Below are 20,923 nucleotides of genomic sequence, written 5' to 3'. Positions count from 1 at the left end.
CGCGATCCGTGATGGAAGGCTCGGGTGCCGAGACCGGTGCCCCCTGCGATTCGGCACCGGGAATACCTGGGAGGCAATTCTCTATGTCGGTAGGCGAAGAGGTCCGCACGGATCAGGGCAAGCCGCAGCAGTCCCTCGGGACGGCGGCAGCGCGGAACCTGGCCACCACAACCAAGTCCGTTCCGCAGATGCAGGAGATCAGCTCCCGCTGGCTGCTGCGCACGCTCCCGTGGGTAGACGTACATGGCGGCACATACCGGGTCAACAGGCGACTGGCGTACACCGTCGGCGACGGTCGCATCACCTTCGTGAAGACCGGGGACCAGGTCGAGGTCATCCCGGCCGAACTCGGCGAGCTGCCGGTCCTGCGCTCGTACGAGGACGAGGAGGTGCTGGCGGAGCTGGCCCGCCGCTGCCGTCAGCGTGACTTCGCGCCCGGCGAGGTGATCGCCGACTTCGGCAACCAGACCAATGAGGTGTACCTACTGGCACACGGCAGGGTCGAGAAGATCGGCACCGGCCCCTACGGCGACGACGCCGTCCTCGGAGTCCTCGCCGACGGCGCCTACTTCGGCGAGCAGGCACTGCTGGACCCGGACGCCATCTGGGAGTTCACCGCCCGCGCGGCCACCGCGGCGACCGTGCTGATCCTCAGTCGCCAGGACTTCGAGCAGGTCGCCCAGCGCGCGGACACCCTGCGCGAACACGTCGAGCAGCTTCGCTCGGCCCCGGAGCAGCCGACCAACAAGTACGGCGAGAAAGAGGTCGCGCTGGCGGCCGGTCACTCCGGCGAGCCCGACATCCCGCACACCTTCGTGGACTACGAGCCCCGGCCCCGCGAGTACGAGCTGAGCATCGCCCAGACCGTGCTGCGCATCCACACGCGCGTGGCCGACCTGTACAACCAGCCGATGAACCAGACCGAGCAGCAGCTCAGGCTCACGGTCGAGGCGCTCAAGGAGCGCCAGGAGCACGAGCTGATCAACAACCGCGAATTCGGCCTGCTGAACAACTGCGAGTACGACCAGCGGATCCAGCCGCACGACGGTGTGCCCGGCCCGGACGACATGGACGAGCTGCTGAGCCGCCGGCGCAGCACCAAGCTGTTCCTGGCCCACCCGCGCGCGATCGCGGCCTTCGGGCGCGAGCTGAACAAGCGGGGACTGGTCCCGGAGACCGTCGAGATCAGCGGCAACCGCATCCCGACCTGGCGCGGAGTGCCGATCTACCCCTGCAACAAGATCCCGGTCACCCCGGAGCGCACGACCTCGATCATCGCCATGCGTACCGGCGAGCAGGACCAGGGTGTCATCGGCCTGAGGCAGTCCGGCATCCCGGACGAGATCGAGCCCAGCCTGTCCGTCCGTTTCATGGGCATCAACGAACAGGCCATCATCAAGTACCTGGTGACGGCCTACTACTCGGCCGCCGTGCTGGTGCCCGACGCGCTCGGCGTGCTGGAGAACGTCGAGATCGGCCGGTGGAGGTGACGTTTCCGCACTTCGCGGTCGTGTTCCCGCTCGTCGGCGAGGGTAGACCCTCGGAATATGCGTCCGGCCGGGCCGGTGACGCCGGTGTCCGCGGACCTGGCGAGGGGGAGACATGGCCGAGTTCATGACGGAGACCGAACAGCGTTCCCCCGCCGTGCCGCACCCCGGCACGGCGGGGGAACGGCGGGGGAGGACCGGTGACGCCGATGCCGGTCAGGCCGGGGGACATCCCGAGCGACATCCCGAGGCGCGTCTCGAAGGACAGGAGGCGGTGGCGCTGCTGGAGCGCACCCGGACCCTGGTCGACCCGGAGCTGCGCGCGGCTCTGGAGTCGCTGCCCGGCTCCATGCGCCGGATCGCGCTCTACCACTTCGGCTGGCAGCACGCGGACGGCACCCCGGCGCGCGGCAACGCCGGCAAGGCGATCCGGCCCGCGCTCGTCCTCGCGGCGGCCACCGCCCTCGGCGGACCCGCGGGCCGTACGGCGGCGGTCCGGGCGGCGGTGGCGGTCGAACTGGTCCACAACTTCACCCTGTTGCACGACGACGTGATGGACCGGGACGCCTCCCGCCGGCACCGGCCCACGGCCTGGACCGTGTTCGGCACTGCCGACGCGATCCTCGCCGGTGACGCCCTGCAGGCGCTGGCCCTGCGGATGCTCGCCGAGGACCCGCACCCGGCGTCCGGCCCGGCGGCGGCCCGGCTCGCGGACTGCGTCGTGGAACTGTGCGCCGGCCAGCACACCGACGTGGACATGGAGCGCCGCGCCCCGGGCGAGGTCACCCTCGACGAGGTGCTCGCCATGGCCGAGGCGAAGACCGGCGCGCTGCTGGGCTGCGCCTGCGCCCTCGGCGCGCTGTACGCGGGCGCCGACGGCGAGGACGTGGCGGCGCTGGACGGCTTCGGCCGCCAGGCCGGGCTCGCCTTCCAGCTGATCGACGACGTCATCGGCATATGGGGCGACCCGCGGCGCACCGGGAAGCCGGCCGGCGCGGATCTCGCGGCCCGCAAGAAGTCGCTGCCCGTGGTGGCGGCCCTGTCCTCCGGCACGGAAGCGGCAGCCGAACTCGCCGAGCTGTACGACGAGCCGTACGTCTCCGGTGACGCCGAGGGCATCGTGCGTACGGCACTGGCCGTGGAGCGGGCGGGCGGGCGGGACTGGGCGCAGGCCGAGGCGGCCGACCGGATGGCCCGCGCGGTGCAGGAGCTGTCCCGCGCGGTCCCCGCGCCCGAGGCGGCGGGCGGTCTGCTGGCGCTCGCCGAGTTCGTCACCCGGCGCAGCGGCTGATCGAGGCCAGGACAGACCCCGGTCCCGCACATCCCCACAGTGTGCGGGACCGGCCGCTCGTGCCTGTCCGGAACCACTTCTCCCGCTTCTGGCAGACCTCCGAAACGTCTTGCAACCACTACGACTGGAGTACTACAAATGGAGTGGTTGGCCGCCCGGTCGTACCAACTCCTCCTGAAAAGAGACAGGTTTGCGCAAGCTCAGCTACTTCATCGCCTGTTCGCTCGACGGCTTCATAGGCGACGAGCAGGGCGACGCCTCGGCGATGTTCCGCTTCATGAACGAGGAGTACCTCGACTTCCTCAAGACGGAGTTCCCGGAGACCATGGCCACCCATGGCCGCAGGCCGCTCGGCCTCGACCACCTGGAGAACAAGCGGTTCGACACCGTCATCCAGGGCCGGGGCAGCTACGAGCTGGCCCTCAAGGAGGGCATCACCAGCCCCTACGCCCATCTGCGCGAGTACGTCGCCTCCCGCAGCCTGGCCGTGTCCCCCGACCCGCACGTCGAGATCATCGCCGACGACCTGCTCGGCCGGGTCCACGCACTGAAGGCGGAGGAGGGCGGCCTGGACATCTATCTGTGCGGCGGTGCGCGCCTCGCCGGAGAGCTGCTGGACGAGATCGACGAACTCGTCATCAAGACCTACCCGCTCGTCTACGGCACGGGCATGCCCATGTTCGGCACCGGACTCGACATCAAGGAGTTCACCCTCGACGGGGTGCGCACCTTCACCAACGGCGTGCTCGTGCGGACGTACACGAGGCAGCGCTGAGCCCGCCGCCGACGCCGTACCGGACGCCGTACCGTGGGCGCATGCCGAAACTGCCCCGCATCTTCCACATCACCGAACGCTCCCTGTGGGAAGCGGCCCGCGAGCGCGGCGCCTACGAGGTGTCGACCCGAGGCCGCACCCTCCAGGAGGAGGGCTTCATCCACTTCTCCACCCGCGAACAGCTCCCGCGCATCGCCGCGTTCCTCTACGGCGACTACGACGGTCCGGACGAGCTGGTCGTCCTGGTCGTGGACCCGGCCTTGGTCGCTGCACCGGTGAAGTACGAGGCCATGGAGCCGGGCGGGGAGGAGTTCCCGCATGTGTACGGGCCGCTGCCGGCCGACGCCGTGGTGGAGGTGGAGTCCTGGGGGTGACCGGTACCCCTGTCGTGTGGGCCTGCGCACCGGCTGTCTTGCGGGCCTGCGCGCCGGGCGTTCACCGACCGGCGGCCGGAAGGCCGCCCGTCTCCGGGTCTCGGCCGGTCAGGCAGTAGACGCCGCCGGCCGGGTCGCGCATCACCGTCCAGTGCGGGCCATGGTGCACGGGGGCGGCCCCGTACTCCTCGTGCCGGGCGCGGACTGCCGCGATGTCCGCGCAGGCGAGGTCCGGATGGGCGGAGGCGGGGCGCTCGTCGTCGAGCCGCTGGAGCAGGATCCGGACGGGTAGTCCCGCCGGCGGCTTCAGCACCTCGAACTCCGGGCGGGACCCCTTCAGTCGTTCCCAGCCGGTGAGGGTGGCCCAGAAGTCCGACTCGGCGGCGTGCCGGGACGGCGGGATGTCGAGGCAGACCTGGTCCAGCCGGCTGCCCGCCACCACCGGCGGTCGTACCGTCTCCCCGTGCCAGGGCACGGCACAGAACGACTGCCCCGCCGGAGAGCGCAGTACGACCCAGTCGCCGTGGTCCGCCACCAGCTCCGCGCCGAGTTCCCGGGCGTTCGCGGTCAACTCCCGTACGTCCTCGGCGCAGAGGTCGAGATGGGCGCCGCCGTCGCCCTCGGCGACGCCCTGGAGCTTCACGCACGCGTCCGTCCCGGCGGCCTCCTCGGGCAGCAGGGTCAGGAACTCGCCCTGTTCGCCGCGGGGTTCGGACGCGTGGGTGCCGGTGACAGCCGTCCAGAAGGCGCGAGCCTCGCGCAGCCGGCCGGCGGGCCGGTCGACGAAGGCGTACGTCCAGCGAATGATCATGCGGGGAGTGTAGGCGTGAATTCCCTGGCGGGCCCGGGGAATTCACGCGGGCCGTTCATTCCGCAGGTCGGTCATTCCGCGGGGCGCTGGAGGAAGCGGAGCTGGTTGCCCGCCGGGTCCCGGAAGGCGCAGTCACGGACCCCGTACGGCTGGTCCGTCGGCTCCTGGAGCACATCGGCGCCGGACTCCCGCACCCGCTCGTACAGCGCGTCGCAGTCCTCGGTCGTGAAGATGACACCCCGGAGCATGCCCTTGGCGAGCAGTTCGGCCATCGCCTGCCGGTCGGCGGGGGAGGCGTCCGGGTTGGCGCCGGGCGGCTCCAGCACGATCTCGACGTCCGGCTGGAGCGGTGAGCCCAGGGTCACCCAGCGCATGCCCTCGAAGCCCACGTCGTTGCGGACCTCCAGGCCGAGCACGTCGCGGTAGAAGGCGAGCGCCTTGTCATGGTCGTCCACCGCGATGAAGCACTGCTTGAGTTTCACGTCCATGCAGTCACGCTAGGCCCATCCGGGCCGGGACGCGCGCGACCCGGGCACGCCTGTGCTGTCGGGGGCGGACGGGTCAGTAGGGCCGGCGGCGCGGGCGGGTGACGTATGGGTCAGTAGGGCCGGCGGCGCGGGCGGGTGAACGTGCGGGCCACGCAGGACGGGATCACGGCGCTCTCCTCGTGGTCCCGGGCCCGGTAGGCGCTCGGTGTCTCGCCGACCAGCTCGGTGAAGCGGGAGCTGAAGGACCCGAGTGACGTACAGCCCACGGCGAGGCAGACCTCGGTGACGGTGAGGTCGCCCCGGCGCAGCAGCGCCTTGGCCCGCTCGATCCTGCGCGTCATCAGATAGCTGTACGGCGTCTCGCCGAAGGCCTTGCGGAAGCTGCGCTGGAAATGGCCCGGCGACATATGGGCGCCGCGGGCCAGCTCGGTCATGTCGAGCGGCTCGGCGTACTCGCGGTCCATGCGGTCACGGACGCGCCGCAGCCGTCTGAGGTCGTCCAGGGTCATCTGCACAGCGTGGCACAGGGCACTGACATCGCGAGATGGCACGATTCCGCACAGGAATGCACAACAGAGTCCCCCATCTTCGACACTCCGTTCGCCTTCAGTTCGCCGCGCATTGGCCGGCCCTTGCTTGCCTCGGGGAATGGACCACATCACGTTCCTCGTGGCGGTCGTCATCGTCACGGCACTGGCGTTCGACTTCACGAACGGATTCCACGACACCGCGAACGCGATGGCGACCTCCATCGCCACCGGCGCGCTCAAGCCGCGCACCGCGGTTCTGGTCAGCGGAGTCCTCAACATCGTCGGCGCCTTTCTGTCCACCGAGGTGGCCAGGACCATCTCCGGCGGGATCGTGGACGACACACTGGTCAGCCCGGCGATGATCTTCGCCGGGCTGGTCGGGGCGATCCTGTGGAACCTGGTGACCTGGCTCGCCGGCCTGCCCTCCAGTTCCTCCCACGCCCTCTTCGGCGGTCTGATCGGTGCAGTCTGGGTCGGTGCGGGCTCCCACGGAGTGCACTTTGACAAGGTTGTCGAGAAGGTGCTGATCCCGGCTGTGGCCTCTCCGGTGGTGGCCGGCGTGGCCGCCCTGGTCGCCACCTACCTCGCCTACAGGCTCAGCGCTCGCGCCCGTCGGGACTCGGTGACCAAGGGCTTCCGCCTCGGCCAGATCGCCTCGGCGTCCCTCGTGTCCCTGGCGCACGGCACCAACGACGCCCAGAAGACCATGGGCGTCATCACGCTGACGCTGATCTCGGCGGGCGCGCTCGGCCATGAAGCGGGCCCGCCGGTGTGGGTGATCGGCGCGGCGGGTCTGGCCATCGGTCTGGGCACCTACCTGGGCGGCTGGCGGATCATCCGCACCATGGGCAAGGGGCTGGCGGAGATCCAGTCGCCGCAGGGCTTCGCCGCCGAGACGGCCTCCACGACGGTGATCCTCACCTCCGCTCACCTCGGCTTCGCGCTGTCCACCACGCAGGTCGCCTCGGGCAGCATCCTCGGCGCCGGTCTCGGCCGCCGTCTCGCGGAGGTCCGCTGGGGCGTGGCCGGCCGGATGGTGCTGGCCTGGCTGATCACCCTGCCGTCCGCCGCGCTGGTCGGCGGCCTCGCGGCGAGCGTGGTCAAGCACGGCGGCAACGTCGGTACGGCGGTCATCGCGCTGGTCGCCCTGGCCCTCGCCGCCGTCATCGTCGCCGCGTCCCGCCGCAATCCGGTGCGCGCCGACAACGTCAACGACCACCACGACGTCACCCTCCGCACCCCGGCCCCGCCGCACGTCGGCGCGGCCGCCTGACCCTCCGGGAGCCCCTCATGCATGTCGACTGGTCCGCCCTCGGCAAGGTCGCCGCGGTCAGCCTCGGTGTCACGGTCGCCGTGGTCGTCGTCTTCACCTTCGGTGTCCTCGGCCTGTCCCGGGCGGAAGCCGACCGCTCCGGTTCCGCCACCGCGGGCCGAGCCCAGGCCGCCCTGTGCTTCCTCGCCTGCGCTGCGGTGGTGGCGTACGGGATCTGTCTGATCGTGCCGCAGTTCCACTGACGGCACGTACACACGGCGCATACCCAGAGGCCGCCGTCGGGGCAGTGCCTAATACAGGGCCTCGCCCATAGGCGAGGCGTCGCCGATGACGTAGGAGCGGATCGACGCCAGGTACTCATCACGAACCACCAAGCCGTCGCCGTCGGTGTCCAATGCGTTGAACGCGGAAGCGGCGTTTCCGGGCGCATTGTTCAGCGCGGTGCGCAGCATCGTGAATTCGGTCTTGTCCAGGGCGCCGTCCCCGTCGGCGTCGGCGAGGTCGAACAGTGAGCCCAGGGCGAACCGGCAGATGTTGTCGAACTTGTCGGCGCCGACCCATGCGTCGTATTCCTCGAAGGTCAGCTTCCCGTCGCCGTTCGCGTCCATAGCCCCCCACGCCTTGTGGGCTTGCCCGCGGGCGGCGACGACCAGTGGGTCGTCCTCCGAGCGTCCCGTGGCCTGGACGGCCCGATCGACCCGGGAGAGGTAGTCGTGCGCCGAGATGACCCCGTCCCCGTCCGCGTCCATCATGGCGAAGATACGCCCTCTCGCGACGGTGGCGGCTGCAACGGTAGTACGGCCCACTGGAGATCTCCTCCTGCTCGTTTCCTGCTCGACGAGGACTCGTCCGGCGCTTGCTACCCGCCGTGTTCCAGGTTCCATGCGACCGCAGCCGACCGTATGGCGTGCGGTGCGAGTACAGGCGCGCGTGGCCGCGCACGAAGCGGAACGTGCGCGGGTCGTGCGCTTCGAGACGCCGGGGCACGGGATGCGCCTCTGGGTAGGCCAAGTGCCGTTAGTGGTGCAGGACGTAGCTGGAGGGAAACATGTTCGGTAGGCGTGGTGTCGCGGTGGCTCTGGGGTCCGTGATGCTGGCGGGGTCGTCGTTGGTGTGGGCGCCGATCGGTCGGGCCACGGCGGACGAGGAGGGGAGCGTCGGCTGCGTCGGGCATAGCGAGAGCCGTTACGACCCGCCGCTCAAGCTCCTGGCCGGGCCGACCCATGTTCACGCGGACATTACGTACACCTGCGGTGCCCACGGCCGGACCGTTCCCGCCACCGGCTCCTTCAACTCGGAGGCGCCGGCTGCCTCCTGCGTCGCCGTGTCCGGCGGAAGCGGGACGGAAACCATCCGGTACGCCGACGGCGGCAGGTCGCTGATCGCCTACGACAGCGCCACGACCCTCCGCGTCACAGGGGTCCTGGTCGTGATCCAGCGAGGTCGAGTCGTCGAGGGACGTGGCCAAGGGCATCCCGTACGGCGGACCATCACCGGCCTGCCCCAGGAACTACCCACGGAATGCCTCACGTCCGGCCTCCAGGGGGGCAGTAACGAGGTGCAACTGGAGATTGAGCCATAACGCTCAGGCCATAGGCCGGCGGACGCCACACAGCCATTGCACGTGCGCCTGGCTGGGCGCACTGTACTCACGAACACGGACTCACTTATACCTGGAGCATTCCGGCAAGCAGCGAGCCGGGGTTGAGGTGAAGTGACTCGGCGAACGCCAGGCGCGTCTCCGCGCGGAAGAAGTGCCGGGGGGCAGAACAGGCGGGCATCCGGAGCGTATGTCGGCCAGTATCGTGCGTCGGCTCACCGCTCTGGGCCGGGAGCTGGGCGAGCCGCAGTACGGTGGAGCCGCGCAGGCCGCACACCTACGCGAACGACTCCAGCACACGGCCGTCCTCGCGGGCTCACCCTCCCCCACTGCCTCAAGGGCGTGGGCGGTACCCCCATCCCACCCACCGGAGCTGCCGACGTGACCGAACTGTCCGCCGCACACGACGCCGCCGTCACCGACCGGGGCCGTCTCGCCGGAAGTGCCTACAGCAGTGACCGGGATCTGGCTGCCCGCCAGTCGCTCTATCAGTGGCAGACGCCCCGCTATGACCTGCCTGGCATCGTCGCCGAGCAGCTGAGGGGCGTACGCGGGCGCGTGGTCGATGTCGGCTGCGGCAACGGCAAGTTCATCCAGCGGCTCCGCGAGGACCGGCCCGACCTGGCCCTGCTCGGCTTGGACATCGCTCCCGGCATCCTCGCCGGCGTGCCGGGCCCCGTCGCCGTGGCGGATGCCACCCGCCTGCCGTTGGCCACGGAGAGCGTCGATGCCGCCTTGGCCCTGCACATGCTCTACCACGTCCCGGACATCCCTCAGGCGGTCAGGGAGCTGTCCCGCGTGGTTGCCCGCGAGGGGCTGGTGATCGTCTCCACCAACAGTGACCGGGACAAGGCCGAACTCGACGACCTGTGGCAGCGGGCCGCAGGCGACGTGCTCGGCACCGGGCGCGGCCCGGCTCGTATCTCGCTCAGTGCCCGCTTCTGCCTGGAGAAGGCTCCGTCCTTCCTGGGGGAGGAGTTCGGCCGGGTGGAGGCGATCGGGCTGCCCGGCACCATCAGGGTGCAGGATCCCGGGCCGGTCATCGCGCACATGGCCTCCTATCGGGCGTGGGCGGACCAGCACGACGTGCCCTTCGACGCCACGATCGAGCGGGCCCGCACGATTCTCCTCGGTCATATCGCCCAGCACGGGGCCTTTGAGGTCACGTGTCTGGGCGGCATCCTCGTCTGCCGCCGCTGACCCGGCGCCCGCTCATGGAGGGCATAGGCAAGGGGCCCGGTCGGAGATGCCGACCGGGCCCCTTTCAAAGGGAGAGAAAGCCTCAGGCCTTCTTGGTCTCCCAGAAGATCTTGTCGATCTGGGCGATGTAGTCCAGCGCCTTCTGGCCCGTCGCCGGGTCGGTGGACGCCTTGGCGGCCGAGAGGGCCTTCAGGGCGTCGTTGACCAGCTGGTGCAGCTCCGGGTACTTCTCGAAGTGCGGGGGCTTGAAGTAGTCGCTCCAGAGCACGGAGACGTGGTGCTTGGCGAGCTCCGCGCGCTGCTCCTTGATGACGGTGGCGCGTGCCTGGAAGTGGGGGTCGTCGTTGCCGGCCATCTTCTCCTGGACGGCCTTCACCGACTCCGCCTCGATGCGGGCCTGGGCCGGGTCGTAGACGCCGCAGGGCAGGTCGCAGTGGGCGCTGACCTTGACCTTGGGGGCAAACAGGCGGGAAAGCATGCAGCATTCCTTCCTCGTGATCGTCTTCTCAGGTGCGACATTACTCCCTGGGGAAGGCGATTTCTCGGGCGCCCCCTAGGGCTTAGGACAAAAGTCCAGGGTCAGACTGAGACTGGTGGAGGAACGGACCGGGGAGGTGCCGGGGATGCCGGAACTGTCGCAGGAGACCGAGCGGGGGAGGGCTGTGGCGCCCTTCGGAGTGGCGGAGGTGACCGGGCCGTCCATGGTGCCCGCGCTCCAGCACGGGGACCGGCTGCTGGTGCAGTACGGGGCCTCGGTCAGGCCGGGGGACGTCGTCGTCCTGCGTCATCCGTTCCAGCAGGACCTGCTGGTCGTCAAGCGTGCCGTGGAGCGGCGCGACGGCGGCTGGTGGGTGCTCGGGGACAACCCGTACGCGGGCGGGGACAGCACGGACTACGGGGTCGTACCGGACGAGCTGGTGCTGGGCAAGGCCCGCTTTCGGTACCGGCCGCTCCCCGCCGGTCAGCGCTCGCCGCTCGCGCTGGTGCGCTGGGCGTTCTCGGCCGCGAGGCCGTTGCTGCCGGACCGGTCGGCCTCCAGGCGCTTGCGGGCCCGGTAGGCGGCCACGTTGGCGCGGGTCGCGCAGCGGTCGGAGCAGTAGCGCCGGGAGCGGTTGGTGGACGTGTCGAGGTAGGCGTTGCGGCAGGGGGCTGCCTCGCACAGGCCCAGGCGGTCGACGCCGTACTCGGTGAGGTGGAAGGCCAGGCCCATGGCCGCGATCGCCGCGTAGCCGGCCGTCGCGTTCGACGGGTGGTCGGCCAGGTGCATGTGCCACAGCGGGCGGCCGTCGTCGTCGCGGAAGTCGTGGCCGGAGATCTGCGGCGACACCGGGAACTCCAGCAGGAGTGAGTTCAGCAGGTCCACGGCCAGGGTCTCGTCGCCCTGGTCGGCCGCCTCGAAGACCGCGCGCAGCCTGGCCCGTACCGAGCGGAAGCGGGTGACGTCGGCGTCGGTGGTGCGCCGGGCCGCGGAGGAGTTGGCGCCAAAGAGGTCGCGGACGGCCTCGACCGAGGTCAGCGAGTCCTTGCCCCGGGCCGGTTCCTCGCTGTTGACGAGTCGTACGGCGTAATCCGAGTAATAGGCCAGTTCCACTTGTAGTCCTTACGAGGGCGCTTTATGGTCGTGTCTGCGGGCGGGTAACAGCCGGTCGTGCTTCCAGGGTATTACGCATCACGAGGGGAGACGGGGATCCATGACCATGAGTACCGGAACCGACTGGGCGGCCTGGCAGGGGAGCTGGGACCGGCAGCAGGAGTGGTACATGCCGGACCGGGAGGAGCGGTTCCGGATCATGCTCGACATGGTCGAGGCGCTGGCCGGTACGGCGCCGCGCGTCCTCGACCTCGCCTGCGGCACCGGCAGCATCACCGACCGGCTGCTCAAGCGCTTCCCGCGGGCCACCAGCACCGGCGTCGACCTCGACCCGGCCCTGCTGGCCATCGCGCGCGGCACCTTCGAGTGCGACGAGCGGGTCACTCTCGTCACCGCCGACCTCAAGGAACCCGACTGGCCGGCGAAGCTGCCGTACGACTCCTACGACTGCGTCCTGACCGCCACGGCCCTGCACTGGCTGCACAGCGAACCCCTCGCGGCCCTCTACGGTCAGGTCGCGGAGCTGGTCCGCGACGGCGGTGTCTTCATGAACGCGGACCACATGATCGACGACAGCACGCCCCGGATCAACGCGGCCGAGCGCGCACAGCGGCACGCGCGTATGGATCAAGCCAAGCGGGACGGTGCCCTGGACTGGGCGGACTGGTGGCAGGTCGCCGCCAAGGACCCCGTCCTCGCCGGACCCACCGCCCGGCGGTACGAGATCTACGGCGAGCACGCCGACGGGGACATGCCCTCGCCGGGTTGGCACGCGCGTGTGCTGCGCGAGAAGGGGTTCGGGGAGGCCCGGCCGGTGTGGTGCTCGCCGTCGGACACGCTGCTGCTCGCGGTGAAGTAGCCGGAGAAGCAGCAGGAGAAGCAGCAGGGGAAGCAGCAGGAAGGGGCGGTACTGGAAGCCCGTACCGCCCCTCCAGGGATGCGCGGTCAGAGAACCTTCGACAGGAACGACTGCGTCCGCTCGTGCTGGGGGTTCGTCAGGACGTCGCGCGGATGGCCCGATTCGACCACCACGCCCTCGTCCATGAACACCAGGCTGTCGCCCACCTCGCGGGCGAAGCCCATCTCATGGGTGACGACGACCATCGTCATGCCGGACTCGGCGAGGTCGCGCATGACGTCCAGGACGTCGCCGACCAGCTCCGGGTCCAGGGCCGAGGTCGGCTCGTCGAACAGCATCAGCTTCGGGTCCATCGCCAGCGCCCGGGCGATCGCCACCCGCTGCTGCTGGCCGCCGGAGAGCTGCGAGGGGTAGTACCCGGCTCGGTCGGCCAGGCCCACGCGCTCCAGCAGCTGCGTCGCCCGCTCCCGGGCCTGCGCCTTGCTCACGCCCTTGACCTGAACCGGCGCCTCCATGACGTTCTCCAGCGCCGTCATGTGCGGGAACAGGTTGAAGCGCTGGAAGACCATGCCGATGTCCCGGCGCTTGCGCGCGACCTCGCTGTCCTTCAGCTCGTACAGCTTGTCGCCCTTCTGCCGGTAGCCGACCAGTTCGCCGTCGACGTACAGCCGGCCGGCGTTGATCTTCTCCAGATGGTTGATGCACCGCAGGAAGGTCGACTTGCCGGAGCCGGAGGGGCCGATCAGGCAGAACACCTCGCCCGGCTTGACCTCCAGGTCGATGCCCTTGAGTACTTCGACATGGCCGAAGGACTTGTGGACTCCCTGCGCCCTGACCATCGGCACCGAGCCCTCGGGCGGGGTGTCCTGCGTCTTGCTCAGCTTGTCGGTCATGGTGCGGCCACCGCTCCCTTCGGGCGGCCCAGCGAGAACATGTTCGCCTTCACCTTCTGCCATGGGGTCGGCGGCAGTTGGCGGCTGGAACCGCGGGCGTAGTAGCGCTCGATGTAGTACTGGCCGACGCTCAGCACCGAGGTCATGATCAGGTACCAGGCCGCGGCGAGGAAGTACATCTCCACCGGGGCGCCGGAGTTCTGGCCGATGTCCTGGGCGAAGCGGAACAGCTCGGGATACTGGACGGCCGCCACGAGGGAGGTCGTCTTCAGCATGTTGATGACCTCGTTGCCCGTCGGCGGCACGATCACGCGCATCGCCTGCGGGATGATCACCCGGCGCAGGGTCTTGCCGTGGCTCATGCCGAGCGCGTGGGCCGCCTCGGTCTGGCCCTCGTCCACCGCGAGGAGGCCCGCCCGGCAGATCTCGGCCATGTACGCCGCCTCGTTCAGACCCAGGCCGAGCAACGCCGTCAGCAGCGGCGTCATGAAGTTCGACCAGTAGTCCTTGTAGATCGGCATCAGGTTGATGTAGTGGAAGACCAGGCCCAGGTTGAACCACAGGAACAGCTGGACCAGGACCGGGGTGCCGCGGAAGAACCAGATGTAGAACCAGGCGATCGACGAGGTCACGGGGTTCTTCGAGAGCCGCATGACGGCGAGGACGATGCCGCCGGCGATGCCGATCAGCATCGACAGGACCGTCAGCAGGAGGGTCTTGTAGACACCGGTCATGATCCGGTGGTCGAAGAAGTAGTCAGGTACGGCATGCCAGTTGATGTCGCCCTGGCTGAAGGCGTAGATGATCGCGACGAGGATCGCGATGGCGATGAGGGCGGAGACGTAGCGTCCGTAGTGCCGGACCGGGATGGCCTTGATGGCCTCCGGGCCGGCCGGGGGAGTGGGGCCCTCCCCGGGGTTCTGCCCCGGGTTCTGCCCCGGGTTCTTCCCCGAGTTCTCCCCTGGGTTCTCCCCGGCCGTCTTCTCTGTGTCAGTCACGGGTGGTGCCTCTCGGTGGCCGCTTCTGCTTCGTCTGCTTCCGCGGGTCACTTGCCGCCGTTGATCACGGACTGCTTGACGGCGCCGTCCTGGGCGCCCCACTTCTCGAGGATCTTCTGGTACTCGCCGCTCTTGATGATCGCGTTCATCGCCGCCTGCAGCGCGTCACGCAGCTGGGTGTCCTTCTTGGCCACGGCAATGCCGTACGGGGCCGCCTCGACCTGCTGGCCGACGGTCTGGAAGTCCTTGCCGCCGCCGGAGGTCTTGACCGCGTACGCCGCGACCGGGAAGTCGGAGGAGGCCGCGTCCACACCGCCCGAGCGCAGCCGGGTCTGAGACTGCTGGTCGTCGTCGAACGGTTCGATGGTGAGCTTCTTGCCGCTCGGACACTTCTTGGCCTCCGCCTTGGCCAGGTCGTTCGAGACGGTGCCGCGCTCGACGGCTATCTTCTTGCCGCACAGGTCCGACCAGCCGTTGATGCCCTGGGTGTCGCCCTTGCGGGTGTAGATCGAGACACCGGCGGTCAGGTAGTCGACGAAGTCGACGCCTTCGCCGACCTTCTTGCCCGTGTCCGGGTCGACGCCCTGCTGGCGGTTCTTGTTGTCCGTCATCGCGGACATCGCGATGTCGTAGCGGCCGGAGCGCAGACCGGTGAGCAGGGCGTCGAAGGTGCCGTTCTGGAACTCCAGCGTCACGCCGAGCTGCTTGCCCAGGGCCGCGGCGAGGTCCGGGTCCAGACCGACCGCGTTGCCGGAGGAGTCCTTGAACTCCACCGGGGCGTACGCGATGTCCGAACCGACCTCGATCTTGCCCTTGTCCCTGATGTCCTTGGGGAGCTTGGCGGCCAGCGGGGCGCTGCTGACGGAGGAGCCGGAGTCCTTGCTCTTGTCCTTGGTCTGGTCACCGCAGCCGGTGAGCAGCAGGGCGCCGGCGACCGCGATCGCACTGGCCGCTGCCAGAGGAGAGCGTGCGGCGGTCGTACGACGGGCGGAGCTTGCGGTCATCGTGGTTCCTCCGGCGAATGGGAAGGTGCCGATGGGGTCGACGAGAACACACACCTTCGGGTGTCGCGACCTCGTGGGTTTACGGCATCTTGCCATTCGGACTACGCCATTCAGGGGCGTCGGCATGTCAAAATCGCATAACGGGTGACCCCCGAACCGCATCAGGTCGGCACATCCTTGGTCCTTCGCCGCCGAACCATCTGCGGGAATCAAGCCTTCCGGCCGGAAAATCCACGGCACGTCTCACGATGTGGGCAGTGCGTGTGCCCGTGCACCAGCGTCTTCGGGCGCCCCGGCGCGGTTGTCAGCCGCGTGTCACCTCTCTGTGGCTTTCTGGTTCTCAGATGTGACCTTGCACCTATCAGATGTGACCTTGCACCTAATGGACTCGTCGTGGGCACCGTCCGTCCGGTAAGAAGGTTCTTTACACCCCTCATCCGGGGCTCAGGGCGCGTGTGCGGCGCGCCCGTCGCGCAGGTGCTCGTACGTGCTCGTACGTATCGGCATTCGGGCCTTGCGCGGTGCCCGCCCACCCCTCACCAGGAGTGGTCGACCCTCAAACCATGCATAGCTAAGGGGTACAACAAAGTGGCAGCGGAGATCGTCAATCCTCGCAGCGACGGCAAACCGGACCAGGACGGCGGGGCCGAGCCCCTCGATTCCTTCGATCCGGTGTTCGCGCTGCACCGCGGCGGCAAGATGGCTGTGCAGGCCACCGTGCCGGTCCGCGACAAGGACGACCTTTCCCTCGCGTACACGCCCGGAGTCGCGCGCGTGTGCACCGCGATCGCCGAGCAGCCGGAGCTGGTCAACGACTACACATGGAAGTCCTCCGTGGTCGCCGTCGTGACCGACGGTACGGCCGTGCTCGGACTCGGGGACATCGGTCCCCAGGCCTCCCTCCCGGTGATGGAGGGCAAGGCGATCCTGTTCAAGCAGTTCGGCGGCGTCGACGCGGTTCCGATCGCGCTCGACTGCACCGATGTGGACGACATCGTCGAGACCGTCGTCCGGCTCGCCCCGTCCTTCGGCGGAGTGAACCTGGAGGACATCTCGGCGCCCCGGTGCTTCGAGATCGAGCGCCGGCTGCAGGAGCGCCTCGACATCCCGGTCTTCCACGACGACCAGCACGGTACGGCCGTGGTGACGCTCGCGGCCCTGCGGAACGCGGCGCGGCTCAGCGGACGCGAGATCGGGCAGTTGCGGGCCGTCATCTCCGGCGCCGGCGCGGCCGGTGTCGCCATCGCCAAGATGCTGATCGAGGCCGGCATCGGGGACGTGGCGGTGACGGACCGCAAGGGCGTCGTCTCGGCCGACCGGGAGGACCTCACCCCGGTCAAGCGGGAGCTCGCGGGCTTCACCAACAAGGCCGGCCTCAGCGGTTCGCTGGAGGACGCGCTCGCGGGCGCCGACGTCTTCATCGGCGTCTCCGGCGGTACGGTCCCGGAGGAGGCCGTGGCCTCCATGGCGGAGGGCGCCTTCGTGTTCGCGATGGCCAACCCGAACCCCGAGGTGCACCCGGACGTCGCGCACAAGTACGCGGCGGTCGTCGCCACCGGGCGGTCCGACTTCCCGAACCAGATCAACAACGTGCTGGCGTTCCCGGGCATCTTCGCGGGCGCGCTGCAGGTGCGGGCCTCTCGGATCACCGAGGGGATGAAGATCGCTGCCGCGGAGGCGCTGGCCGCTGTCGTGGGCGACGATCTTGCCGCCGACTATGTGATTCCCTCGCCGTTCGATGAGCGGGTCGCTCCGGCTGTTACGGCGGCGGTTGCGGCTGCTGCTCGTGCCGAGGGCGTTGCTCGTCGCTGACGTCGCGTGCAATGGCCCCGTCCGTTTGGGCGGGGCCATTTCCTTCCCGCTCGCCCACGCGAATCGCGCGGTGAAGGGGTTCCCTTTGCCGTCGTTGGCGGTGGGCTGTGCTGCATGGGTGGACCTGTGCAAGAGGGCATGTGTCACAGGGCCCCGCAGTTCCGTCGGCCGGCCTTCGCACCTATCGTCGGGCCCATGTTCGCTGTCTACGCCGCCCGAATCGACCGCGACCAGCCGCTCACCGGCCTTGAGTTGGGGGAGCGACCGGCTCCCGAGGCCCGTCCCGGCTGGAGCACCATCACCGTACGGGCCGCTTCCCTCAACCATCACGACCTCTGGTCCCTGCGTGGTGTCGGCCTCCCGGAGGACCGGCTGCCGATGATCCTCGGCTGCGACGCCGCCGGGGTCGACGCGGACGGCAACGAGGTCGTCCTGCACTCCGTCATCGGCCAGACCGGCCACGGTGTCGGCCCGGACGAGCCGCGCTCCATCCTCACCGAGCGCTACCAGGGCACCTTCGCCGAGCAGGTCGCCGTACCGACCTGGAACGTGCTGCCCAAGCCCAAGGAGCTGTCCTTCGCCGAGGCCGCCTGTCTGCCGACGGCGTGGCTGACGGCGTACCGGATGCTGTTCACCAACGCCGGGGTACGGCCCGGGGACTCGGTCCTCGTGCAGGGCGCGGGCGGCGGGGTCGCCACGGCCGCGATCGTGCTCGGCAAGGCGGCGGGGCTCCGCGTCTTCGCCACCAGCCGGGACGAGGCGAAGCGGAAGCGGGCCCTGGAGCTGGGGGCCGTGGAGGCCGTGGAGTCCGGGGCGCGGCTGCCGCAGCGGGTGGACGCCGTCATCGAGACCGTGGGTGCGGCCACCTGGTCCCACTCGGTGAAGTCGCTGCGGCCGGGCGGCACCATCGTGATCTCCGGGGCGACGAGCGGGGACCGGCCCTCACACGCCGAGCTGACCCGGATCTTCTTCCTGGAGCTCAAGGTGGTCGGCTCCACCATGGGCACCAAGGAGGAGCTGGAGGACCTGCTCTCCTTCTGTGCCGCGACCGGGGTACGGCCCGTCATCGACGAGGAGCTGCCGCTGGACCGGGCCCGTGAGGGCTTCGAACGGCTCGCGTCCGGGGAGCAGTTCGGGAAGATCGTGCTCACCAATTCCTGAGGATCCTGAATTCCTGAATTCCTGAATTCCTGAATTCCTGAGGTTCCTGCGGGAGTTGGAGGGGTGGCATGGGGCGGGTCCGGAGGTCCGGGCCCGCCCTCTGTGCGCCGGGGATGTCAACTCTGGTTGACATGAGCGGAGGCGTCAACGTAGGTTGACATCATGAGCGAGGCAACCGATCTGGCACAGCGTGCCGGGGATCGTGATCCGCGGGTCGGGCTCCGGGCCGTGGCCGCGCTGCGCAGGCTGCTGGAGCAGCTGGAGGCGGTGCAGGTGCGCAGTGCGCGCAATCAGGGCTGGTCGTGGCAGGAGATCGCCGCGGAGCTGGGCGTCAGCAGGCAGGCCGTGCACAAGAAGTATGGGAGGCAATGATGTTCGAACGCTTCACCAAGGACGCGCGCGAGGTCGTGCAGGGCGCGGTCATGGACTGCCGGCGCACCGGGGCCCAGACCATCGATGCCGAGCATCTGCTGCTCGCCCTCCTGGAGCGCGAGGGCAGCCGCGCCTCCTTCGCCCTCGCCGCGCTCGGGCTCGCGGAGCGCCGGGAGTCGGTGCGGGGGGCCTTGTCCCAGGCGCGACGGCGGGCCGGGCTGACCCGGGCCGATGCGGACGCGCTGGCGGGGCTGGGGATCGACGTGTCGGAGATCGTGGCGCGGGTGGAGGAGGTGCACGGCGTCGGAGCGATGTCCGGCGACCGGAAGGACGGAAGCTGGTGGTCGGGACGCCGGCCGAGTTTCAGCCGGGGCGCGAAGGACGTGCTGGAGAAGTCCCTGCGGGTCGCCCTCGCCCACCATGACCGCCACATCGGCGACGAGCACCTGCTACTGGCGCTCACCATCCTGCCTGGCGTGCCGGCCGAGGTGCTGGCCGACCACGGGGTGACATACGAGTCGGTGACGCGGGTGTTGTACGGAGACGGGCAGTACGGAGACGGGCAGGAAGAGGCGAAGGCCGGCTGACCGGCCGGGGCGGCACCGAGGGTGCATGTCCACGCCGATTCCGGTCGGCAGCTGTAGCCGCAGCCGGGCCGGTCGCCCTGGTCGGCGGGCCCGGCGAGCAGCTGCCTTCGGCGGCTGGCGGCACAGGGCCCGTCGTCGCCGTCCCGGCCGGGCCTCGTCCGGCCCCGCCACCGACTTCAGGGCGCGGCGCGCCATAGCCAGGCCGAGGCGCGCCGTCGACGGCCTCCGGCGCACCTCTGTCAGGAAGGTGGCCCGGCACCCGGGGCTCCTTGACGGCGACCTCGCGGTCCGGGCTCCGGCGGTCTCGGTCAGGCCTCCGATCAGGGTTGTCGGCCTTGGATGGGACCGCGGTCGGGCCTCCGATCAGGCCTGCCAGTCTCGGACGGGACCTCGGTGAGGCCTCCATTAGGCCTGTCAGCCTCCGATCGGACCTTGGTTAGCCCTTTGGCCAGACCCGTCAGCCTCCGATCGGACCCGCGCCAGACCTCCGTCGGACCGCGATCAGACCTCGTCCAGGCCTCCGACCGGACCTGGGTCAGACCGCGATCGGCTCTCGGGTAGACCGCGATCAGACCCCGGGCAGGCCCCCGATCAGGCGTGTCAGCCTCCGATCAGATCTCGGCCAGGCCCTCAATCAGGTCTGTCGGCTGGCTTCGTCGGTGTAAGAGGAGAACGGTTGATGCCGAGTTCGGGCAACTGGTGTTGACCAAGCGGGTCCAGAATGTTGTCGAGTTCCGAGAACGCCTCGTCGGCGTGTCGGGGTATGTATGACGAAGATCGATCGTCGGGTGTCGCCGAGGTAAGCCGAATGGCCTCCAGCTGTTTCACCTCACGTGGTCACTGATCACGATCACGGCCCGGCGGCTAGGGCCGGTCCGATGGGTCGGCCGGGCGGTCCGCCGTAACCAGCCACGACGTGCTGCGCAGCCGGACTGTGCCGTCCGCCGCTTCCTGAGCGCGCAGATGGTCCGTCAGGGTGCGGCGGGCGCGGGATCGCGTGGCCGTGTCGGCCTGCTCCATCAGGTGCTGGCCGGGGCCCGTGCCCAGCAGGAACGCCGCCGCGTCTTCGGCTCCGTGTCCCCATGTCCCGTACTTCTGCACCTGGTTGGTGCTGATGCCGGTGAACCCGGCCGCGGTGAGGACATCGCAGATGCGGTCCGGGGCGGCCAGGGAGAACATGCCGGGCAGCCCCGGCCGCCCGAAGTTGCCGACGGGCAGGAAGTCGCGCAGCGACGCCATCGCCGCAACCCAGCCGTTGAGCGCGGCATCGGCCGGGCAGATGAACGCCAGGCGTCCGCCGGGCCGCAGCGCCCGGCCGACGTTGCCGAAGGCCGCTACCGGGTCGGCGAAGAACATCACCCCATAGCGGCTGACCGCCGCGTCGAACGCGCCCGCCTCGAAGGGATACACCTGGGCGTCCCCTTGCACGAACGAGGCGTTGGTGATGCCCTCCCGCTCCACGCGGGCTCGCGCCTCGGCCAGCATTGGGCCGGACAGATCGAGGCCAAGCGCGTGCCCTCGGGGCGCTTTGCGCGCGGCGAGGCGCGTGGTCTGCCCGGAGCCGCACCCAAGGTCGAGGACCCGGTGGTCCCCGGTGATCCCGGCGGCATCGAGCAGCGGCTCGTTGAAGCCCTCGTTCACAGCGTTCCAGCGGTCTTGGTTGTGGGCCCAGTGGGAGCCTTCGGGGCCGTTCCATGCCTGTGCCTGCTCGGTGTTGACGACGTCCGGCATGGGTGCCTCCTGTGGTGAATTATCAAGAATGGGCATTCGCCCAAACTGTATGGGCACATGCCCAAACTGGCAATCCCCGCTACCAT

24 protein-coding genes are annotated in these 20,923 nt (G+C 69.6%); 14 read left to right on the top strand and 10 right to left on the bottom strand.

Annotation, left to right across the window (positions count from 1 at the left end):
* Positions 1-83: 83 nt before the first annotated feature.
* The 4 genes from M878_RS63235 to M878_RS63220 all read left to right on the top strand — a co-directional run bounded on the left by M878_RS63235 (position 84) and on the right by M878_RS63220 (position 3,927).
* Complete coding sequence (locus M878_RS63235) at positions 84-1,490, top strand: family 2B encapsulin nanocompartment shell protein (protein WP_023546857.1); 1,407 nt, start codon at positions 84-86, stop codon at positions 1,488-1,490.
* 112 nt (positions 1,491-1,602) lie between these two features.
* Positions 1,603-2,778, top strand: coding sequence for a family 2 encapsulin nanocompartment cargo protein polyprenyl transferase (locus M878_RS63230; protein ID WP_023546856.1), 1,176 nt, complete (start codon positions 1,603-1,605; stop codon positions 2,776-2,778).
* Between the two features lie 190 nt (positions 2,779-2,968).
* Entirely contained in the window at positions 2,969-3,553 is a 585-nt protein-coding gene (locus M878_RS63225; protein ID WP_023546855.1) for a dihydrofolate reductase family protein, read from the top strand.
* Between the two features lie 41 nt (positions 3,554-3,594).
* Positions 3,595-3,927, top strand: a complete 333-nt coding sequence (locus M878_RS63220; RefSeq protein ID WP_023546854.1) for a DUF952 domain-containing protein — start codon at positions 3,595-3,597, stop codon at positions 3,925-3,927.
* A 61-nt stretch (positions 3,928-3,988) separates the two neighbouring features.
* On the opposite strand, the gene M878_RS63215 is transcribed toward M878_RS63220, so the two are convergent.
* From M878_RS63215 to M878_RS63205, 3 genes are all read right to left on the bottom strand, one after another.
* Positions 3,989-4,738, bottom strand: coding sequence for a VOC family protein (locus M878_RS63215; RefSeq protein ID WP_023546853.1), 750 nt, complete (start codon positions 4,736-4,738; stop codon positions 3,989-3,991).
* A gap of 71 nt (positions 4,739-4,809) precedes the next feature.
* Complete coding sequence (locus M878_RS63210) at positions 4,810-5,226, bottom strand: VOC family protein (RefSeq protein WP_023546852.1); 417 nt, start codon at positions 5,224-5,226, stop codon at positions 4,810-4,812.
* Between the two features lie 110 nt (positions 5,227-5,336).
* On the bottom strand, positions 5,337-5,735 hold the full coding sequence (locus tag M878_RS63205; RefSeq protein WP_031224885.1) for a helix-turn-helix transcriptional regulator: 399 nt from the start codon (positions 5,733-5,735) through the stop codon (positions 5,337-5,339).
* A gap of 139 nt (positions 5,736-5,874) precedes the next feature.
* On the opposite strand from M878_RS63205, the gene M878_RS63200 reads away from it, so the two are divergent.
* Positions 5,875-7,029, top strand: a complete 1,155-nt coding sequence (locus tag M878_RS63200; RefSeq protein WP_023546850.1) for an inorganic phosphate transporter — start codon at positions 5,875-5,877, stop codon at positions 7,027-7,029.
* 17 nt (positions 7,030-7,046) lie between these two features.
* Complete coding sequence (locus tag M878_RS63195; protein ID WP_023546849.1) at positions 7,047-7,271, top strand: hypothetical protein; 225 nt, start codon at positions 7,047-7,049, stop codon at positions 7,269-7,271.
* Between the two features lie 48 nt (positions 7,272-7,319).
* Here the strand turns inward: M878_RS63195 and M878_RS63190 are convergent, their stop codons facing one another.
* A complete protein-coding gene (locus M878_RS63190; RefSeq protein WP_031224883.1) occupies positions 7,320-7,835 on the bottom strand; it encodes an EF-hand domain-containing protein in 516 nt (171 codons plus the stop codon).
* A 242-nt stretch (positions 7,836-8,077) separates the two neighbouring features.
* On the opposite strand from M878_RS63190, the gene M878_RS63185 reads away from it, so the two are divergent.
* Both M878_RS63185 and M878_RS63175 read left to right on the top strand, forming a co-directional pair.
* The gene (locus M878_RS63185) at positions 8,078-8,611 is read left to right on the top strand and encodes a hypothetical protein (RefSeq protein WP_023546847.1); all 534 of its coding nucleotides are present in this window, start codon (positions 8,078-8,080) and stop codon (positions 8,609-8,611) included.
* 399 nt (positions 8,612-9,010) lie between these two features.
* Entirely contained in the window at positions 9,011-9,829 is an 819-nt protein-coding gene (locus M878_RS63175) for a class I SAM-dependent methyltransferase (protein ID WP_023546845.1), read from the top strand.
* Positions 9,830-9,911: 82 nt separating this feature from the next.
* Here M878_RS63175 and sodN read toward each other — a convergent pair whose 3' ends face one another.
* On the bottom strand, positions 9,912-10,307 hold the full coding sequence (sodN, locus tag M878_RS63170; protein ID WP_023546844.1) for a superoxide dismutase, Ni: 396 nt from the start codon (positions 10,305-10,307) through the stop codon (positions 9,912-9,914).
* Positions 10,308-10,452: 145 nt separating this feature from the next.
* Here sodN and sodX point away from each other — a divergent pair, with 145 nt between their 5' ends.
* Positions 10,453-10,887: a nickel-type superoxide dismutase maturation protease gene (sodX, locus tag M878_RS63165; protein ID WP_037730607.1), complete on the top strand. Its 435-nt coding sequence runs from the start codon at positions 10,453-10,455 to the stop codon at positions 10,885-10,887.
* Here the strand turns inward: sodX and M878_RS63160 are convergent.
* On the bottom strand, positions 10,791-11,420 hold the full coding sequence (locus M878_RS63160) for a CGNR zinc finger domain-containing protein (protein WP_023546842.1): 630 nt from the start codon (positions 11,418-11,420) through the stop codon (positions 10,791-10,793). The two genes, sodX and M878_RS63160, sit on opposite strands and share 97 nt — an antisense overlap.
* A 100-nt stretch (positions 11,421-11,520) precedes the next feature.
* Here M878_RS63160 and M878_RS63155 point away from each other — a divergent pair, with 100 nt between their 5' ends.
* Complete coding sequence (locus tag M878_RS63155; RefSeq protein ID WP_023546841.1) at positions 11,521-12,279, top strand: class I SAM-dependent methyltransferase; 759 nt, start codon at positions 11,521-11,523, stop codon at positions 12,277-12,279.
* 86 nt (positions 12,280-12,365) lie between these two features.
* Here M878_RS63155 and M878_RS63150 read toward each other — a convergent pair whose 3' ends face one another.
* The 3 genes from M878_RS63150 to M878_RS63140 form a co-directional block, all read right to left on the bottom strand.
* A complete protein-coding gene (locus tag M878_RS63150; protein WP_031224882.1) occupies positions 12,366-13,118 on the bottom strand; it encodes an amino acid ABC transporter ATP-binding protein in 753 nt (250 codons plus the stop codon).
* A 50-nt stretch (positions 13,119-13,168) separates the two neighbouring features.
* Positions 13,169-14,050 carry an amino acid ABC transporter permease gene (locus M878_RS63145; RefSeq protein ID WP_051430229.1) on the bottom strand — a complete coding sequence of 294 codons (882 nt, stop codon included), beginning with the start codon at positions 14,048-14,050 and terminating at the stop codon, positions 13,169-13,171.
* Positions 14,051-14,217: 167 nt separating this feature from the next.
* Positions 14,218-15,174, bottom strand: a complete 957-nt coding sequence (locus M878_RS63140; RefSeq protein ID WP_023546838.1) for an ABC transporter substrate-binding protein — start codon at positions 15,172-15,174, stop codon at positions 14,218-14,220.
* 588 nt (positions 15,175-15,762) lie between these two features.
* On the opposite strand from M878_RS63140, the gene M878_RS63135 reads away from it, so the two are divergent.
* From M878_RS63135 to M878_RS63120, 4 genes are all read left to right on the top strand, one after another.
* On the top strand, positions 15,763-16,986 hold the full coding sequence (locus M878_RS63135) for an NAD(P)-dependent malic enzyme (protein ID WP_023546837.1): 1,224 nt from the start codon (positions 15,763-15,765) through the stop codon (positions 16,984-16,986).
* Positions 16,987-17,181: 195 nt separating this feature from the next.
* Positions 17,182-18,147 (top strand): zinc-binding dehydrogenase, encoded by a 966-nt coding sequence (locus M878_RS63130; RefSeq protein WP_023546836.1) that lies wholly within the window; start codon positions 17,182-17,184, stop codon positions 18,145-18,147.
* Between the two features lie 162 nt (positions 18,148-18,309).
* Positions 18,310-18,519 (top strand): helix-turn-helix domain-containing protein, encoded by a 210-nt coding sequence (locus M878_RS63125; RefSeq protein ID WP_023546835.1) that lies wholly within the window; start codon positions 18,310-18,312, stop codon positions 18,517-18,519.
* Positions 18,519-19,106 carry a Clp protease N-terminal domain-containing protein gene (locus M878_RS63120; RefSeq protein WP_023546834.1) on the top strand — a complete coding sequence of 196 codons (588 nt, stop codon included), beginning with the start codon at positions 18,519-18,521 and terminating at the stop codon, positions 19,104-19,106. The genes M878_RS63125 and M878_RS63120 overlap by 1 nt, the downstream gene beginning before the upstream one ends.
* Positions 19,107-19,970: 864 nt before the next feature.
* Here M878_RS63120 and M878_RS63115 read toward each other — a convergent pair.
* Positions 19,971-20,837, bottom strand: coding sequence for a class I SAM-dependent methyltransferase (locus M878_RS63115; RefSeq protein ID WP_023546833.1), 867 nt, complete (start codon positions 20,835-20,837; stop codon positions 19,971-19,973).
* Between the last annotated feature and the right edge of the window lie 86 nt (positions 20,838-20,923).

Source organism: Streptomyces roseochromogenus subsp. oscitans DS 12.976, assembly GCF_000497445.1.
In the GTDB taxonomy this organism is placed as follows: domain Bacteria; phylum Actinomycetota; class Actinomycetes; order Streptomycetales; family Streptomycetaceae; genus Streptomyces; species Streptomyces oscitans.
Note: the sequence above shows the minus strand (reverse complement) of the source record. Positions and strands in the feature narration are given on the sequence as shown.

Bases quoted from the DNA above. Each gene is read 5' to 3' on its own strand.
- M878_RS63235 (WP_023546857.1), top strand. From the start codon at position 84: ATGTCGGTAGGCGAAGAGGTCCGCACGGATCAGGGCAAGCCGCAGCAG.
- M878_RS63230 (WP_023546856.1), top strand. From the start codon at position 1,603: ATGGCCGAGTTCATGACGGAGACCGAACAGCGTTCCCCCGCCGTGCCG.
- M878_RS63220 (WP_023546854.1), top strand. From the start codon at position 3,595: ATGCCGAAACTGCCCCGCATCTTCCACATCACCGAACGCTCCCTGTGG.
- M878_RS63215 (WP_023546853.1), bottom strand. From the start codon at position 4,738: ATGATCATTCGCTGGACGTACGCCTTCGTCGACCGGCCCGCCGGCCGG.
- M878_RS63210 (WP_023546852.1), bottom strand. From the start codon at position 5,226: ATGGACGTGAAACTCAAGCAGTGCTTCATCGCGGTGGACGACCATGAC.
- M878_RS63205 (WP_031224885.1), bottom strand. From the start codon at position 5,735: ATGACCCTGGACGACCTCAGACGGCTGCGGCGCGTCCGTGACCGCATG.
- M878_RS63200 (WP_023546850.1), top strand. From the start codon at position 5,875: ATGGACCACATCACGTTCCTCGTGGCGGTCGTCATCGTCACGGCACTG.
- M878_RS63195 (WP_023546849.1), top strand. From the start codon at position 7,047: ATGCATGTCGACTGGTCCGCCCTCGGCAAGGTCGCCGCGGTCAGCCTC.
- M878_RS63185 (WP_023546847.1), top strand. From the start codon at position 8,078: ATGTTCGGTAGGCGTGGTGTCGCGGTGGCTCTGGGGTCCGTGATGCTG.
- sodN (WP_023546844.1), bottom strand. From the start codon at position 10,307: ATGCTTTCCCGCCTGTTTGCCCCCAAGGTCAAGGTCAGCGCCCACTGC.
- sodX (WP_037730607.1), top strand. From the start codon at position 10,453: ATGCCGGAACTGTCGCAGGAGACCGAGCGGGGGAGGGCTGTGGCGCCC.
- M878_RS63155 (WP_023546841.1), top strand. From the start codon at position 11,521: ATGACCATGAGTACCGGAACCGACTGGGCGGCCTGGCAGGGGAGCTGG.
- M878_RS63150 (WP_031224882.1), bottom strand. From the start codon at position 13,118: ATGGTCAGGGCGCAGGGAGTCCACAAGTCCTTCGGCCATGTCGAAGTA.
- M878_RS63140 (WP_023546838.1), bottom strand. From the start codon at position 15,174: ATGACCGCAAGCTCCGCCCGTCGTACGACCGCCGCACGCTCTCCTCTG.
- M878_RS63130 (WP_023546836.1), top strand. From the start codon at position 17,182: ATGTTCGCTGTCTACGCCGCCCGAATCGACCGCGACCAGCCGCTCACC.
- M878_RS63125 (WP_023546835.1), top strand. From the start codon at position 18,310: ATGAGCGAGGCAACCGATCTGGCACAGCGTGCCGGGGATCGTGATCCG.
- M878_RS63120 (WP_023546834.1), top strand. From the start codon at position 18,519: ATGTTCGAACGCTTCACCAAGGACGCGCGCGAGGTCGTGCAGGGCGCG.
- M878_RS63115 (WP_023546833.1), bottom strand. From the start codon at position 20,837: ATGCCGGACGTCGTCAACACCGAGCAGGCACAGGCATGGAACGGCCCC.